The sequence below is a fragment of the Nocardia lijiangensis NBRC 108240 genome (assembly GCF_001613045.1).
Lineage (GTDB): Bacteria > Actinomycetota > Actinomycetes > Mycobacteriales > Mycobacteriaceae > Nocardia > Nocardia lijiangensis.
In genome coordinates this window covers 15,388-31,146 of the sequence record NZ_BDBP01000108.1, presented here as the reverse complement: position 1 = coordinate 31,146, position 15,759 = coordinate 15,388, and the positions used below count along the sequence as shown (strand labels likewise).

11 protein-coding genes and 1 pseudogene are annotated in these 15,759 nt (G+C 70.7%); 2 read left to right on the top strand and 10 right to left on the bottom strand.

The features are described 5' to 3' along the window. Nucleotides 1–633: pseudogene (locus NL1_RS31195) on the bottom strand (hypothetical protein); the annotation flags it as partial. A gap of 440 nt (nt 634–1,073) precedes the next feature. Here NL1_RS31195 and NL1_RS31185 point away from each other — a divergent pair. Next, a complete protein-coding gene (locus NL1_RS31185) occupies nt 1,074–2,030 on the top strand; it encodes an alpha/beta fold hydrolase (protein WP_067847013.1) in 957 nt (318 codons plus the stop codon). A gap of 61 nt (nt 2,031–2,091) precedes the next feature. On the opposite strand, the gene NL1_RS31180 is transcribed toward NL1_RS31185, so the two are convergent. Genes NL1_RS31180 through NL1_RS31165 form a run of 4 tightly spaced genes read right to left on the bottom strand, consistent with a single transcriptional unit; the run spans nt 2,092 to nt 8,067 of the window. Next, on the bottom strand, nt 2,092–2,811 hold the full coding sequence (locus NL1_RS31180) for a TetR family transcriptional regulator (RefSeq protein WP_067847032.1): 720 nt from the start codon (nt 2,809–2,811) through the stop codon (nt 2,092–2,094). Nucleotides 2,812–2,861: 50 nt separating this feature from the next. Further along, entirely contained in the window at nt 2,862–3,911 is a 1,050-nt protein-coding gene (gene meaB / locus NL1_RS31175) for a methylmalonyl Co-A mutase-associated GTPase MeaB (RefSeq protein ID WP_067847011.1), read from the bottom strand. Next, complete coding sequence (gene scpA / locus NL1_RS31170; protein WP_067847008.1) at nt 3,908–6,187, bottom strand: methylmalonyl-CoA mutase; 2,280 nt, start codon at nt 6,185–6,187, stop codon at nt 3,908–3,910. The genes meaB and scpA overlap by 4 nt, the downstream gene beginning before the upstream one ends. Beyond that, nucleotides 6,187–8,067 (bottom strand): methylmalonyl-CoA mutase family protein, encoded by a 1,881-nt coding sequence (locus NL1_RS31165; protein ID WP_084511182.1) that lies wholly within the window; start codon nt 8,065–8,067, stop codon nt 6,187–6,189. The genes scpA and NL1_RS31165 overlap by 1 nt, the downstream gene beginning before the upstream one ends. Before the next feature lie 183 nt (nt 8,068–8,250). On the opposite strand from NL1_RS31165, the gene NL1_RS31160 reads away from it, so the two are divergent. Further along, nucleotides 8,251–8,952, top strand: coding sequence for a TVP38/TMEM64 family protein (locus tag NL1_RS31160; protein WP_067847005.1), 702 nt, complete (start codon nt 8,251–8,253; stop codon nt 8,950–8,952). Between the two features lie 46 nt (nt 8,953–8,998). Here the strand turns inward: NL1_RS31160 and NL1_RS31155 are convergent, their stop codons facing one another. The 5 genes from NL1_RS31155 to NL1_RS31135 all read right to left on the bottom strand — a co-directional run bounded on the left by NL1_RS31155 (nt 8,999) and on the right by NL1_RS31135 (nt 15,756). After that, entirely contained in the window at nt 8,999–9,934 is a 936-nt protein-coding gene (locus NL1_RS31155) for a DUF4344 domain-containing metallopeptidase (RefSeq protein WP_162272786.1), read from the bottom strand. 136 nt (nt 9,935–10,070) lie between these two features. Further along, nucleotides 10,071–10,973, bottom strand: a complete 903-nt coding sequence (locus tag NL1_RS31150) for a S1C family serine protease (protein ID WP_174553494.1) — start codon at nt 10,971–10,973, stop codon at nt 10,071–10,073. Nucleotides 10,974–11,174: 201 nt separating this feature from the next. Next, nucleotides 11,175–11,996, bottom strand: coding sequence for a CorA family divalent cation transporter (locus tag NL1_RS31145; RefSeq protein WP_067846999.1), 822 nt, complete (start codon nt 11,994–11,996; stop codon nt 11,175–11,177). Between the two features lie 290 nt (nt 11,997–12,286). Then, the gene (locus tag NL1_RS31140) at nt 12,287–13,954 is read right to left on the bottom strand and encodes a tetratricopeptide repeat protein (RefSeq protein WP_067846997.1); all 1,668 of its coding nucleotides are present in this window, start codon (nt 13,952–13,954) and stop codon (nt 12,287–12,289) included. Continuing rightward, complete coding sequence (locus NL1_RS31135) at nt 13,951–15,756, bottom strand: ABC transporter permease family protein (RefSeq protein WP_067846994.1); 1,806 nt, start codon at nt 15,754–15,756, stop codon at nt 13,951–13,953. Before NL1_RS31135 ends, NL1_RS31140 begins: the two co-directional genes overlap by 4 nt. Nucleotides 15,757–15,759 lie beyond the last annotated feature (3 nt).

Genomic DNA, 15,759 nt, shown 5'->3' with positions numbered 1-15,759 from the left:
CGTCCCCACGCCGCACGCCGCGAATCCGACACCCGCTCCGATCAGCCCGCCGCCGACTCCGCCGACCACCGCGGCGGGGACACCCGCCACGGCCGCGCCGATCAGGGCGCCCCCGGCGATGTTCCCCGCGCGATATGCGTCGACGCCGATGGTCTGCGATGCCGCCGCGACCTGGGCTTCGAAATCGGCGATACCGTGATTGACCACGGCCAGCACATCGCCGGGCACTTCCTGGGGAACCGGTGCGCTGAAGGAGCCTGCCTGCAATGTGTGCGGCGCGACCTCGGGGAGCTGCGGCTCCTGCGGGGCTTCCGGCTCGAGCGGCACGCTCTGCGGAAGGGGCTCCGGTTGCGGGTCCGGTTTCGGATCCGCCGGGTCGGCGTACTGGAGTCCCGGGTCGACTTCCGGTGCGGGCGGCTGCACCGGCTCGACCGGGCCCGGCTCGGCGGGGCGGATCGGCTCGGTGGTGACGCCGGGCTGGCGGGGCGTCGTCGTCGGCGTCGGCGTCGGCGGCTCCGGCGCCACCGCGGGCTGCACCTGCTGCTCGGGCTGACTGATGCCGGGCGACGCGGGCGCGCCGGTCGGATCCGCGGCCGCGGTCCCCGCGCAGACCACCGCTAGCGCGATCGGCACCGCACCTACCATGGGCCGGACGGCATTTCGTGCCCCGGAGTTCTGTACCCGTCGATGCCGACCTGCCACGGCAAACACTCCCACTGCGTAGGTGAATCACACTTGGAGAGCGGGGCGTTGATCGCTGCCCCGATCAACCCCGTTCCCGGGCAGTAAGTTACAGCACAATCGGCCCGGCCGTCACACAGCCGTGATCTGTCACGAAACCGCGGGCCGAAACGTCTGCTCACCGCCGTCTCGGTACGTTCGCCCCCAAGACGCGGCGTCCACCGCTGTGCGGCGGACCGCGCCGGACATGCCGTCGGCGGAGGAGCCGGACCTCACCTTGGTGGCGATCTGCTCCACCTCTGGGGGACCGGCCTCAGCACTCGGGGGCCTGATACCGGCGGCCGATATGGCGGAAAGTAGCACAAGCCACCAGCAGCGAACCGGAGCACGCCATGTCGAACGTCAGCACTGTCGCCACCTCGGCGCATCGACGTGTCACGGTCCGGACCGAAGACGGTGTGGAACTGGCCGTCCGCGAATACGGACCGCGCACCGCGGACCTGACGGTCGTTCTCCTGCACGGCCACTGCCTGCGCACCGAGTCCTGGACCTACGTCCGCGACCGGCTGATGAACCACTACCCGGGAGCCCGGGTCGTCTGCTACGACCACCGCGGCCACGGCGACTCCGCCGCGGCGTCCCGCCAGACCTACACCCTCGAGCAGCTCGGCCACGACCTGCGCGACGTCCTCGACGCCGTCGCCCCCACCGGACCGGTCGTCCTCGTCGGCCACTCCATGGGCGGCATGGCCGCGCTGACCTACGTCGGCCAGTACCCGCACCAGATCGGCGACCGCATCGTCGGCATCGCACTGGTCGCGACCGCGGCGGGCGGGCTCGCCGACATCGGCCTCGGCCGCCTGCTGCGCAACCCGGCCCTCTCCCTGTTCCAGGCCGCCGTCCGGTGCGCTCCGAGCCTGATGCACCACGCGAAGCTCATGGCATGCAAGGTCTTCGCACCCCTCGTCCGCACCGCCGAATTCGGCGATCGCAAGGTCGGCCCCGCGGTGCTCGCCCTCGCCGACGCGATGCGCAACCAGACCTCGATCGTGACGATGGCGAGCTTCCTGAGCGTCTTCGCGACCTACGACCAGACCACGGCGCTGACCGCGCTGTCGAAGATCCCGACCTTGGTACTGTGCGGGTCGGCCGACCTGATCACACCCCCGTCGCATTCCGTCACGATCGCCGCCGCCGTCGAATACTCCGATCTGGTGCTGGTCGACGGAGCCGGTCACTCCATCATCCTGGAGCAGCCCCGGCGGGTCGCCGAGTCCATCGCTCGCCTGCTCACACGGGCGGGCGGCACCCGCAAGGTCGAGGACGCGCGCCTCGCGCTCGTCTCGTAGCCGAACCCGAAGGGTCATGCACGCGGGTGATGGGCGTCTCGAACCGGATCGGCAGCCGTTCTCAGGCGTTCGTGCCGGGAAGGCGGGCGAGCACGGTGCCGATCGCGAGGTCGATGGTGAAGGCGAACTCGGCTTCGCGGTCGAGCCGGGCGAGGTAGGCGGCGGCCTCGCCGACCGCAGGCAGCCCCGATTGTTCGAGCACCGTCTGACGGCGGGCGATCCCCTCGGCATCGCTGAGGCCGAAGGTCGGTCCGGCGTTGACCTCGCGCAAGAGGGTGCCGATCAGGGTCGCCACGAAGGTGCGCAGCAGGTGGACCGACTCTTCGACGGAGCACCCGGCGGCGCGCAGCACGGACAACACCGCCTCGAGGGGCGCGAGCCCGGCCAACGAGGACAACTGGCGGGTCAGCACGAGCGTCGCGGCCTGCGGATACCGGAGCGTGCGGGCACGGAAGGCGACCGCGATGGCGCGCAGGTCCGCTTCGGGCGCCCCGGTCGGCTCGGGGATGTCCATGCCCGCGAGCACGTGCTCGGCCACCGCGTCCAGCAGGTCGTCCTTGTCGTCGACGTGGTTGTAGAGGCTCTTGGCGTCGACCCCCAGCCGGCGCGCCACCGACCGCATCGTGATCGCCGCGATGCCCTCGGTGTCGATCACCTCAAGGGCGGCGTCCAAAATCGCCGCGCGAGACAGCTGGCTCGCCCCTTTCGGCGGCCTTCCGCGGCGGACCTGCCTGCCATGGTCGCTCGGGCTGCGACGTTCGGTCGTGCTCACAGATCTCATGATGCCCCACTCACGCATAAATCAACATCGTGGGTTAAGTCGGCGCGCAGCTAGTCGCCGGTGCTGTCGAAGGCGTCGAGGATCTCCTCGGCGGCGAGTGCCGCGGTCAGCGTGCCCTCGCGAACCTGCTTTTCCACTTGCGCGCGAATCGCTTTCACGTGCGGGTTGTCGGCGAGCCTGCGCAGCAGCTGGTCGTGCACCATGGTCCAGGTCCAGTCGACCTGCTGGCGGCGGCGCTTCTCGTCGAACTCCCCCGCGTCGGTGAGCACCCGGCGGTGCTGCAGCACCGTGTCCCAGAACTTGTCCAGGCCAAGGCCTTGCAGCCCGCTCATGGTGAGCACCGGAGGACGCCACAGCGCGTCGTGCGGGTGGATGAGGCGCAGCGCACCGGCCAGCTCGCGCGCGGCCGCCTTGGCCTCCATCTCGTGCTTGCCGTCGGCCTTGTTCACCGCCACCAGGTCGGCGAGCTCGAGCACGCCTTTCTTGATGCCCTGCAACTGATCGCCGGTGCGGGCCAGCGTCAGGAAGCAGAACACGTCGACCATGTTCGCGACCGTCACCTCGGACTGGCCGACGCCGACGGTCTCCACCAGGATCACGTCATAGCCTGCCGCTTCCAGCAGCACGATGGTCTCGCGGGTCGCCTTGGCCACGCCGCCGAGCGTGCCCGCCGTGGGCGAGGGGCGGATATAGGCGTTGCGCTCCACCGAGAGTCGCGCCATCCGCGTCTTGTCGCCGAGGATGGAGCCGCCGGTGCGGGTCGAGGACGGGTCGACGGCGAGTACCGCCACCCGATGCCCCTTGCCGATCAGGTACATGCCGAGCGCGTCGATGAACGTCGACTTGCCGACGCCGGGAACACCGGTGATACCCACCCGATTCGACAGGACCGCGCTCGCGGAACCCTGCGCCTCGGGGGTCAGCTTCAGCAGCAGCTGCTGCGCCAGGGCACGGTGGTCGGCCCTGGTCGACTCGACCAGGGTGATGGCCCGCGCCACGGCGGCCCGCTCGTTGTTGCGGACCGCCGTGGCGAGTGCGTCGACATCGATGGTGCGGCGCGCCGCTCCCCCGTTCGCGGGAGCCGAACCTGCTTCGTTCATTCGGCGGCGGCGGATTCCGCGGCGCCGCTGCCGATGTCGTGACCGAGCGCGGCCGCGAGCTTCTTCAGCAGATCGATGGCCGCGTCGGCGATGACGGTGCCGGGCGGGAAGATCGCGGCGGCGCCTGCCTCGTAGAGCTCGTCGAAGTCACCGGGCGGGATGACACCGCCGACGATGACCATGATGTCGGGTCGCCCGACATCGGCCAGTGCCTGCCGCAGGGCGGGCACCAGCGTGAGGTGGCCTGCCGCCAGCGAGGACACACCGACGACGTGCACGTCGTTGTCGGCCGCCTGCTGCGCCACCTCTTCGGGGGTCTGGAACAGCGGGCCCACGTCGACGTCGAAGCCGAGGTCGGCGAAGGCGGTGGCGATCACCTTCTGTCCCCGGTCGTGCCCGTCCTGACCCATCTTCGCGACGAGGATACGCGGCCGACGACCTTCGGCCTCGGCGAATTCCTCGACGAGTTCGCTTGCCGTGGTGATGTTGGTGACCTTCCCTGCCTCGTCGCGGTACACGCCGGAGAGGGTGCGGATCTCGGCCTGGTGGCGGCCGTACACCTTCTCGAGCGCGTCGGAGATCTCGCCGACGGTGGCCTTCGCGCGCGCCGCGTCGATGGCCAGCGCGAGCAGGTTGTTCGCCATGCCGCCTTCGGAAGAACCTGCGGCGCGGGTCAATTCGTTCAGCGCCCGCTCCACGGCCGCGGGGTCGCGGTCGGCGCGCAGCTGCCGCAGCTTCTCGATCTGCTCGGCGCGTACACGGGAGTTCTCGACCTTGAGGACCTCGACCTCGTGATCCTCCTCCACCTGGTACTTGTTGACGCCGATCACCGGCTGCTGGCCGGTGTCGATGCGCGCCTGGGTCCGGGCGGCGGCCTCCTCGATGCGCAGCTTCGGGATGCCCTCCGAAATCGCCTGTGCCATACCGCCGTGCGCCTCCACCTCGGCGATGTGCGCGCGGGCGCGGTTGGCCAGCTGGTGGGTCAGCCACTCGACGTAGTAGGAGCCGCCCCACGGGTCGATCGGCCGGGTGGTGTTGGACTCCTGCTGGATCAGCAGCTGGGTGTTGCGGGCGATGCGCGCGGAGAAGTCCGTCGGCAGCGCCAGCGCCTCGTCGAGGGCGTTGGTGTGCAGCGACTGGGTGTGGCCCTGGGTCGCGGCCATCGCCTCGATGCAGGTGCGCGCCACGTTGTTGTAGGCGTCCTGCGCGGTCAGCGACCAGCCGGAGGTCTGCGAATGTGTCCGCAGGGACAGCGATTTCGCGCTCTTCGGCTCGAACTTGGCGACCAGCTCGCTCCAGAGCAGCCGTCCCGCACGGAGTTTCGCGACCTCCATGAAGAAGTTCATGCCGATGGCCCAGAAGAACGACAGCCGCGGCGCGAACTTGTCGACCTCCATGCCCGCGTCGATACCCGCGCGGATGTACTCCACGCCGTCGGCGAGGGTGTAGGCCAGCTCCAGATCGGCCGTGGCTCCGGCCTCCTGGATGTGGTAGCCGGAGATGGAGATCGAGTTGAACTTCGGCATCTTCGCGCTGGTGTAGGCGAAGATGTCGGAGATGATCCGCATCGAGGGCTTGGGCGGGTAGATGTAGGTGTTGCGGACCATGAACTCCTTCAGAATGTCGTTCTGAATGGTTCCGGCCAGCTGCTCGGGGGCGACGCCCTGCTCCTCCGCCGCGACGACGTAGAGCGCCAGGATCGGCAGCACCGCGCCGTTCATCGTCATCGAGACACTCACCTGGTCCAGGGGAATGTGATCGAAGAGCTGGCGCATGTCCAGGATGGAGTCGATGGCGACGCCCGCCATGCCGACGTCACCCTGCACGCGCGGGTGATCGGAGTCGTAGCCGCGGTGCGTCGCGAGGTCGAACGCGACCGATAGACCCTTCTGACCGGCCTGGAGGTTGCGGCGGTAGAAGGCGTTCGAGTCGGCGGCGGTGGAGAAGCCCGCGTACTGGCGGATGGTCCACGGCTGGTTGACGTACATGGTCGGGTACGGACCGCGCACGAACGGCGCGACACCCGGCACGCTGTCGAGCGGATAGCCCTCCGCCGCGACGGCATCCCGATCGGCCTCGGTGAACACCGGCGGCACCTCGATGCCCTCGGGGGTCGACCACACCAATTGCTCGGGGGTGTAGTTGTTGGCCGCCGCCGCGCCCTGCACGAAGGCCTCGACCCGGGCGGTGTCGACCGCCGCGGGTTCGGGCGCGTGCTCGTCGAGCGGCACCTCGGCGAAATTGCCGATCACGTGCTTGATCTCACGCGTAGTCATCAGGCTCCCACCTTCTCCAGCAGGCCGGACAGCGCCGCGACCGCGTCGATCTTCGCGGCCAGGAATCCGTCCGGGCGCTGCGCGCCGCTCAGCTCGGCGACGGCCTTCGCCGCGCCCGCCAGCAGCACCGTCTTCACACCCGCCGCGCGCAGCGCCTCGACCGCCGCGCCCGCCTCGGTGCCGTAGCGTGCATCCGAACCGCAGAGTACCGCGATAGGCGCACCGGCTTCCGTTGCGGCGGAGTCGATTTCGGACACACCGAGCGGGCCCGGGTTGACCGACTCGATACCGCCGGAGGCCAGCAGGTTCGCGATGAAGGTGACCCGCACATTGTGCTCGGCCACCGTGCCGAGCGGCACGAGCAGCGCCTTCGGCCGGGATCCGTTGCCCGCCAGGTACACATCGGAACGGTCGCGCAGCGCCTCGAAGGCGGCGCCGTAGCGGGCGACCCGGCTCGGCGTGCGCGCCGCTTCCGAGAGCGGCTGCTCGGCCAGGTTCGGGAATTCGTTGACCCCGGTCACCGCGGTCTTGCGGTGCGCGACGTCGGCGTCACGCGCGGCCTTGGTTGCGGCGATGCGTTCGGCGAGCAGACCCGAGTCCAGCGCGGCCAGGTAGCCGCCCGCGGCCTCCAGCTCCTGCATGAATTCCCAGGCCTTGGCGGCCAATTCGGCGGTGATGTCCTCGACGTACCAGGAACCGGCGCCCGGATCCTGGACGTGGCCCAGGTGCGACTCCTCCAGCAGGAGCAACTGGGTGTTGCGCGCCATGCGATCCGCGAACGACTTGGAGACGCCGAGTTCACCGGCGGGCAGCGCGGAGTCGAAGGGCAGCACGGTCACGGTGTCCGCGCCGCCCACACCGGCGCCGAAGGCGGCGAGCGTGGTGCGCAGCATGTTCACCCACGGGTCGCGCTGGCTCATCATGGCCGCGGAGGTCACCGCGTGCTGCGGTGCGCCACCGAAGTCCGGTGCGCCGCACGCGTGCGCGACGCGGGCCCAGAGCTTGCGCGCGGCACGGAATTTCGCGATCGTCGCGAACTGGTCGTCGGTGGCGGCGAACCGGAATTCGAACTGGCCGAGGGCGTCGGCGATGTCCTGCCCCTCGGTGAGCGCGCGCAGATACTCCAGGCCCGCGGCCACCGCGGCGCCGAGTTCCTGCGCGTCGGAGGCGCCCGCGTCGTGGAAGACGGTGCCGTCCACGGTGATCGCGCGCGCCGTCTCCGGCCGCGCGATGGCCTGGGCGGCCAGCGCGACGGTCTCCGCGAGATCGGCGTCCGGCAGGCCGGCGAAGCGGCTGGTGAGCGGCGCCGCGCCGAGCGAGAGCAGGATATCGGCGCGCTGCGGCGCCTGGTACCCGTCGAGCACCGCGAAAAGCGCTGCGGCGGCGGACGATACCTGCGCGCCTGCGTCCAGGGTCAGCGGCGCCAGCTCGAAGAGCAGACCTTCCAGCGCCGCGGGCAGCTCGGCGACGGAGACGCCCCGCTCACCGGCGCCGAGCCAGATCGCGCTGATGCCGTTCTCCAGTCCGGCCAGGATCTCCCGCTTGGCCGCGGCGCCCTCGCCCGCGCCGACGAAGGCGCTGACGTACCAGCCGCGGTGCACGTCGCGGGTGGCGTCGCGGCCGCGCACGAAGGGGAAGGCGCCGGGCAGCGGCTGTTCCGGCCGCTCGTCGCGCCGGGTGTACAGCGGCGCGACGGTCAGCCCGTCGTAGGTGGTCTGTGCGAGCAGCTGCTCCGGCTCGTCCGGCAGCTCGGCGACGTCGACCCTGCGTGCCTTCGCGAGCACACCCGCGACGCCCTTGCGCCAGGCGGGATACTGGGGAACCGGATCCGCGCCCTCGGGTCGCTGCGCGCCCGGCGACGGATCTGAAGCAATCGGCATAGCTGCTGTTCCTCTTCCACTCGACCACGGGGCGCACCCTTGGTTGTGCGCCCGAACCATCGCATTCGCCCAGCTCAGCGAGCACTTCGGTTAACGAGCATTCGTCCCGTTTCCCTTGATGCTAGCGGCAGCGGCAGCGTCGGTTGACCCTGGCCGCCGCTACCAACCGGTAACCTGTTCCTGGTGACCAGGCTGTTCCGTAACCCGCGTATTGTCGCCCTGCTCGTCGGCGTGGGTGCGCTGTTCGTCGCGGCGCTGCTGGTCCCGCTACCCGGCCCGACGCAGATCCAGCAGTGGGCGGACTCGGTCGGCCCGTGGTTCCCGCTGCTGTTCTTCGGGGTCTACTCGATTCTCGCAGTGGCGCCGCTGCCGCGCACGGTGCTGACCGTCAGTTGCGGTGTGCTTTTCGGATCATTGCCAGGCACCGCGGTCGCGCTCTCGGCCACTGTGGTCGCCGCGGGGTTGGCGCTCGTCCTGGTGCGCACCCTGGACCGCAACAGGGTGGCGTCCCGGCTCACCCATCCCGCTGTCCGGGCCATCGATGATCGGCTGGAGCGCCGCGGCTGGCTGGCCGTCGGTTCGCTGCGGCTCATCTCCTTCGCGCCGTTCTCGGTGGTCAACTACTGCTGCGGGCTCTCCTCGATCCGCTTCTGGCCGTATCTCGCCGCCACCTTCGTCGGCTCCGCTCCCGGCACCATCGCCACCGTCGTCCTGGCCGACGCCCTGACCGGCGGCTCCCATCCCGCCATGCTGGTGGTCTCGGGCGTGTGCCTGGCCATCGGCCTGCTCGGGCTGCTCGTCGACGCCCGCTGGCGGCCCGAAACCCTCCCGTCCGAGCACGAGTCCGAGCACACGCTCGTCGCACCGCTCGCCACCCGCGATTGACCTACCCCCGAAGGCCACCGTAGATCGCGGCCGCGAGACGATCCCGCTATCGGGTCGGGATCGTTGTGGTGGGTTGCGCACCCATGGTGGTCGTGCCCATGTCATCGGAAACGCCGAGTTCGACCTCGATGTAGGGCTTCAGCAGGGTGGCCCACGCCGCCCGCATCTGTTTGTACTCGTCGACGCAGCCTTCGGCGCGCTCGTAGGGCAGGCGCCCTTCCTGCTCCGGCTCACCCGGCATGGTCACCAGAACCGAGAGCACGTCGGGTAGCGCGCCGTAAACCCAGCACAGCAAGTTGTAGCCGCGGACCTGGGAGAGCGAGTGCTCGTCGGCGAAGGTGTCGGCGTCGAAAGCTGCCGGATCGTCGGAGATGTCGAACCAGAAGTCGGCCGCCGCGGCCACGCCGCCTGCGCCGCTGGGGCCCGGGTCGGTCAACTGGAGCAGGGCGGCGAGCTGGTCCGCGGAGTCTTCCTCGCGTCCCGTGGTGGGCAGCGAAAACAGCGAGATCGCCATGTGCGCGGACTCGTGGAAGGCGATCATGCGGGTGACGCCGTCGAAGTACACGTTGAAGTAGTCCGGACGTCCCTCGGACTGCGCTTTCGCATACTCCTCGGCGACGGCGAACATCTCGTAGCAGAGGACGATCGACTGGCTGTCCGGATCCCAGAACGCGTTGAACGCGCCGCATTCCATGCCGACGACGGGAATGTCCTTGGGCAGCCGGTACATCGCACCCATATCCTGGGCGAGATCTTCGAGGATCTTGTTGTCCTGGGCGACGCTCTTTCCCGCTTTCGCCTCTTCGGAAAAGATCGCACGGTCGTATCTGGGCACGAACTTCCCGGTGTCCGGCGCCTGGCCCGTGGTCGCGGTTCCGGTTGCCTGCGACGCCGGCTTCTCGCCGTCGTCCGCCCCACATGCCGCGGTCGCCACGATCACCATCGCGGCCGCTCCGGCCCATCGACACCACTTGGGAACCATCGCCATCCGCCTCTCGCAACCGCAGGGCCCCCGGCAACTCGATGCTTGCTAGATGGTAGCAACGATGCCCGTCCGGCATCGAAAGATTCCCGTATCGTCGAGGCACCACCGCAATCGCGATGTAGCTGACATATAACTAATCGACGGTCAGTTCGCTCGGCACGGCGATCACGTCGACCATCGCGCCGTTGCGCAGCACGGTGACCGGTGTCGGCCTGCCGATCGCATCGGCGAAGAGCTGGCGCTGGATGCCCTGGGCGTCGCGGACTTCGGCGCGCGCGACGCTGAGCACCAGGTCGCCCCGGCACAGTCCGGCGGTTTCGGCGGGCGCGCCGCGCACCACCTCGACGATGCGCACACCCGCCCGCTGACCGGTCCGCTCGGCCACCTCGGACGGCAGCGGCGCCGGAACGCCGACCAGCCCGAGGTAGGCGCGGCGGACGCGGCCCTCGGAATGCAGGGTGGCGATGATCCGCCGAGTGGTGGCGTTGATCGGAATGGCAAGTCCCAGACCGATTCCTGCCACGGCGGTGTTGATACCCACCACCCGGCCCGCCGAATCCGACAGCGCGCCACCGGAATTGCCGGGATTCAGGGCGGCGTCGGTCTGAATGACGTCCTCGATCACCCGCCCCGCGCGCCGCGAGGCGACCGGCACCGCGCGCCCGAGCGCGCTCACCACGCCCGCGGTGACCGAACCCGCCAACCCCAGCGGGCTACCCACCGCGACGACCAGCTGCCCGACCACGAGCTTGTCCGCGTCGCCGAGCAGTGCCGCGCCCGGCCCGCCGCCCCGGACGCGCAGCACGGCCAGATCCGAGAGCGGGTCGACGCCGACCACCTCGAACCGGGACTCCACGCCGTCGGCGAACACCACCTCGCCGTGCGAGCCCGCGCCGATGACGTGGGCGTTGGTGAGCAGGAATCCGTCGTCGGTGAACACGACGGCCGAACCGCCCCCCCGCCGGGTCCGCACGCTCGCCACGTGCGGGGTGACCGATTCGGCCACCGCGATCACCGTCCGCGAGTACGCGTCCATCGCATCGTCCACACCGACCACCCTCTCGCCGTCGATATCAAGCCCCTCCAGGATGCCCCCGCCCGCCGCGCCGCGCACCGTCTTCGCCGCAGACGCGAGACCGCCGAGAACGGCGGTGCCCAGCGGCCGGATCGCGAGGACGAGTTCGTCTGCGAGACTGCGGTTTTCGGAGAGAGTTCGAGTAGCGGTACGGCGGCCGGATCAGCCGAGGACCACGAGGTAGCACAGGGCGAGGATGCCGAGGGAGACCAGCACGGCCGACAGGGCGAGGATCTTGACGACCCTGGCGTGCTGCATCTCCACGCGGAGCAGCAGCGTCTGCTGGAGGTAGCGGATGCGGTCGTGTTCGGCGCCCGCGCGCCCGCGGACATCGGCGATCTCGGCGAGCAGGTCGCCGATCGCACTGTCCAGACCCGCGGTGCGGCCGCCGTGCTCGGCGAGCAGGCGTCGCCCCGCGCGGGCGAGATCGCGCTGGGTGTCGCGCACCCGGGTGACGGCGTCCTCCACGGCGTCCATCCTGGCCACGGCGGCGCGCAGGCCGGAGATCTCGCGGCCCCGTTCGCCACCGTCGAGGGCGGTGCCCATCACGCGAGCCAGCGCGTCCGATTCCTTCCGCGCCTGACCGAGCACGCCTTCGGCGGCCTCGTTCAGCGAGCGCAACAGGGCGTAGAGCACGCCGTGCGGGGAACCGGCGAGGACGGGCCTGCGCCCCATCTCCGCGACTGCGCGGTCGAACGGGGCGAACGGTTCCGCGGACTGCACGGTGACCACGAAATCGCCGCCGAGCGCGAACACGATCGTCTCGCGCCGCACCGCGTCGGCACGCAGATAGGTCGCCGCGACCGGGAGGTAGACGAAATCGCCTGTCTCCCAGACCCGGTCCTGGGTGCGGGAGAAATCGATGCCGAGGCGTTCGCGCAACACCGCGGCGGTGTCCTCGTCGGACTCCGCCAGCGGAATCCAATGCAAGCCGAGTACTTCGGTGTCGAAACGATCGGTGGGCGTGGTGAGCGCGCTGGTCATCTCGGACTCCGAGTCGGCGTTCCGATAGTGGTATCCGGCATCCGCCGCTCACCCCGCTTCGCTCGTCAGGCTGCTGTGTGGCGCGAGACGCGCCACCATCCATTAGTAACGGGCGTCTCCGGCCGCGTCAATCGACGCGGCTGTGCGGTTCCCCACGCCCGCGTTCACGTATTGGCCGGGGCTGCAGCAAGTTCCGCGCCGACGCATCCTCGGCCACCGCCCTCGGAATCCCGGCGGCGGTCTGCGATCCGGATCGAGCACATCCCGCAGTTCCTCGGTGAGCTCCAGCCTCACCCGCCGGACACGTTCTCGGGGAGCGGCAAGGGCTGGCGGTTCATGTCGGAGCGCGGGGTGACTCCGTGCAGCGTGATCGCCTCGGCCCGATAGTGATTCGCTGTCAGCGCGGCCGGGTACAGGTCTTGGGCTTCGGCCAGCCAGCCGGTGGCCTCCTCGACCGCGAGAGCGGGTGGGCGGGAGGGGTCCGGCCCGAGCACGTCGTCGGCGCAGCGGGGGTCGGCGATCACGGCGGCGGCGAGATGCTGGAGGCAGCGGGCGTTTCCGTGATCGTCACGCAGCGCGCGGTACGCGGTGAGCGCGAGCCGCCAGCAGCGCAGCGCGCGGACGGCCTCGCCGCGGGCCCACCAGACGTGGCCGAGGATCTCGTGCATGTGGGCGCGCCCGTCCGGGTCGCGGCCCTGCCTGGTCAGCGCCTCGGCCAGCTCCAGGCGGTCTTGCGCGTCGTCGAGCAGACCTTGGCGCAACAGCACCACACCGAGGTTGATCAGGACGCAGACCTCGCCGGGAATGTCCTCGCGCGGCAACAGCCACCAGACCCGCTCCAGCTGCCCGCGTGCCTGTTCGAGGTCCGCGGCGGACGTCGCGGACGGATCCGCCAGCGTTTCGAGCGCCTTCGCGTGCTCGTAGCGCGCGGTCAGGTCGGCGTAGCGACCGCGGTCGCCGCCGCGCCGCGGGGGTTCGGCGTGCGGATCGTTACGCAGCCGCACCTGGGCCGCGTGCGCGCCGAGCGCGTCCAGATCGCGCAGCTGGCACAGTTTCCCGGCCAGCTCGGCGTCGTGGCCGCCGGTGCGCGCGTGCCACACATCGAGCGCGTCGGCGATCCGGATCAGGCTGGGCACCGCGGTCCTCGGCAGCAGAGCCTCCAGAGACGCGCACTCGGTCACCAGTCGGCGCAGAAACGGTTCCTCGGCCTCGAACCAACCGCGCCCCGCGGCGGCGAAACGCGGGGTCCCGAGACCGATCGCCCACCGTTCGGCGCGGTCGGCGTGATGCCGCGCGAGCGTGGTGATCGCGGCGCTCCACCGTAGTCCGGCCCTGGCGTCGGCCGGCCTGGGTGTACCGGGGACCGCGACGACCCAGTACTGCTGCACTCCCGCCCTTTCGACGAAGCCCTTCGCCTTCAGTTCGGTGAGCAGCAGCGGCGCGGTCGTCCGCGGCGGCGAGCCGTCGGAGGGGTCGCGCGACGGCGCGTCCAGAATTGCCGAGAGCACGGCGAGCAACGCGGCCGCACTGTATTCGCGCACCGGCAGCTCGCCGAGCACCGCCGCCTCCTCGTGGGTGGCGCCGAACACTGTCGTCAGCGGGGGCGCGTGGGTACTCGGGTTCGCGCCGATCGGCGTCTCGGAATCGTCGAAATCGCTGAGCAGCTCCAGTTCCCTTGCGGTGTGCGGGCTTTCGCGCAGTCTGCGCCGTTCGGCCCGCAGCCAGCGGCTGACGAGGAGCAGCACGGCCAGCAGCGCGATCACGAGCAGTCCCACGGAGAGCAGCACGCCGACGCCGCGCTCCAGGAAGAGGCTGGACACGATGTTGATGACCAGCCCGAGAAGCACGGCCGCGGCCAATGCGCCGCCGCCGAAGCGGAAGCGCAGGAGCGCCGGTGGCGCCGCGGCGATCCCCGGCGATGGCGGCGGCGCGCCGACCGTGCCGTCCTGCCCGCTCACCGCAGCGCTCCCCCGGTCAGCCCCGGCACCAGGAACCTGCGCCAGGTCGCGAGCAACAAGACGACCGGGACGATCGCGAAGACCAGCGCACCGGCGGCCAGCTGCGGCAGGTTCTCCTCGTACTGGCGGGCCTCGCCCCACAGCAGCAGCGACCACGGGCTGACCCCGGCGCCGCTGATCATCAGGCTGACGAAGAAGTCGTTCCACACCAGGATGAACTCGAGCACCGCCGCCGTGACCACGGCACGTCCCGCGCCGTCCCACAGCCGCCGCGCCACGGCGCCGGGTCTGGCCAGCCCGTGCAGTGCGGCCGAACTCGGGTTCTCCTCCGCCGCGCGCATCGCGCCGCGCAGGATGAGCACGCTGACCGGCAGTCCCGCCGCACCGTGGACCAGCATCAGCGGGTACTGCGTCCCGGACAGGCCCAACGATTCGCTGACCTCGTCGATCGGCCCGAGGTACATCTGAGCGGGCAGCACGGCGAGCACGACCAACGCGGTCATGGCGAGGCGAGCACGCCACGTGTCCGACGGCGTCGCCGACAGCCAGCGCGCCACCGGCAGCGCGGCCGAGACCGCCAGCACGGTCGCGACCGTCGCCACCAGAGCGGTCACGGCCAGCGTCGAGGGCAGACCGGCCTCCCAGACCCGGCCGATGGCGGGCCAGCCGAGACCGTCCGGCCGCCGCATCGAGACCCACGCCAGCATCAGCAGCGGCACGACGGACACGAAGCTCATGAGCACCGCGAAACCGGTGACGACCCCGCCCGGCCGCCGCGCCGCCTGCGGTTCGTGCGAGCGCGGGCGCAGCGGCAAGCGCAGTTCCCGCGGACCGCCGGTCTTCCCCAGCGCGAACGCGCAGACGCCCACCAGGACGGCCAGCGGCACCGAGTAGATCGCGACCTCGGCCGCGGTGCTGTCGGTGGTCGCCAATCGCCACCAGCGCACGGTCGCGCTGTCGCTGCCGTACTGGTAGGCGGCGGGGATGCCGATGAGGATGACGTCGAACACCCGGGCCGCCGCGACGACCGCGGCGATACCGGCGATCAGCACCACCGGATGCACCAGCCGCACCCCGCGCCAGGCCATGAACGCGAACCGGAAGCGCCCAGTGGGGGCGTTCAGGTAGCCCCAGCGGACGGGATCCGTCTCGATCGCCCGGAGACCCGCCGAGAACATCCCGGTGAGGAAGCCGAACCAGGTCCACCAGAACGCCATCAGCGGCATCCACCGATACCCGGCCTGGAATGTCGCGACATCGCCCTCGGGCACCACCGCCTCGAACATCACCCGGAACGCCAGGCCCGAGACGAAGGCCGCGACGCCGAACGGCAGCACCAGCGGCAGCCACAACCACCGCACGCCGCGACTCCACCACGCGGTGACCAGCGCCGCCGCCATGAGCCCGAACCCGCCGAGCACGAACAGCAGCGTCCGCCCGTAGACCGCCAGCGTGTCCGCGCTCGCGTCGACCACGAACAGCAGCGGCCCGGCCAGTAGCAGACCGGCGGCGGCGACCACCGCGACGACCCGCGGCGTGCCGTGCGCGAACAGGCGCCGCGCGACCAAGATCGCCGCCCCGGCGAGGACGAGCACCAGCGGCACCCCGACCCGGGTTCCCGCCACCGCCACCGTCCAGCCCGAGGCGACCAGCAGCAGCGCCGCGAGCAGCCACGCGGGCGCCACCCGGGCCCATCCCCATCCGCGCCACGGATTGCGCCCGCCGATCAACGCCCCGCGCATCCGCCGGGTGGCGAGTTCCAGATGCAGTCCGTTGCTGAGGAATCCGGGCGGCGTCGTCATCGA

Bases quoted from the DNA above. Each gene is read 5' to 3' on its own strand.
- NL1_RS31180 (WP_067847032.1), bottom strand. From the start codon at position 2,811: ATGAGATCTGTGAGCACGACCGAACGTCGCAGCCCGAGCGACCATGGC.
- NL1_RS31165 (WP_084511182.1), bottom strand. From the start codon at position 8,067: ATGCCGATTGCTTCAGATCCGTCGCCGGGCGCGCAGCGACCCGAGGGC.
- NL1_RS31135 (WP_067846994.1), bottom strand. From the start codon at position 15,756: ATGACGACGCCGCCCGGATTCCTCAGCAACGGACTGCATCTGGAACTC.
- NL1_RS31145 (WP_067846999.1), bottom strand. From the start codon at position 11,996: ATGACCAGCGCGCTCACCACGCCCACCGATCGTTTCGACACCGAAGTA.
- meaB (WP_067847011.1), bottom strand. From the start codon at position 3,911: ATGAACGAAGCAGGTTCGGCTCCCGCGAACGGGGGAGCGGCGCGCCGC.
- scpA (WP_067847008.1), bottom strand. From the start codon at position 6,187: ATGACTACGCGTGAGATCAAGCACGTGATCGGCAATTTCGCCGAGGTG.
- NL1_RS31150 (WP_174553494.1), bottom strand. From the start codon at position 10,973: ATGGACGCGTACTCGCGGACGGTGATCGCGGTGGCCGAATCGGTCACC.
- NL1_RS31185 (WP_067847013.1), top strand. From the start codon at position 1,074: ATGTCGAACGTCAGCACTGTCGCCACCTCGGCGCATCGACGTGTCACG.
- NL1_RS31155 (WP_162272786.1), bottom strand. From the start codon at position 9,934: ATGGTTCCCAAGTGGTGTCGATGGGCCGGAGCGGCCGCGATGGTGATC.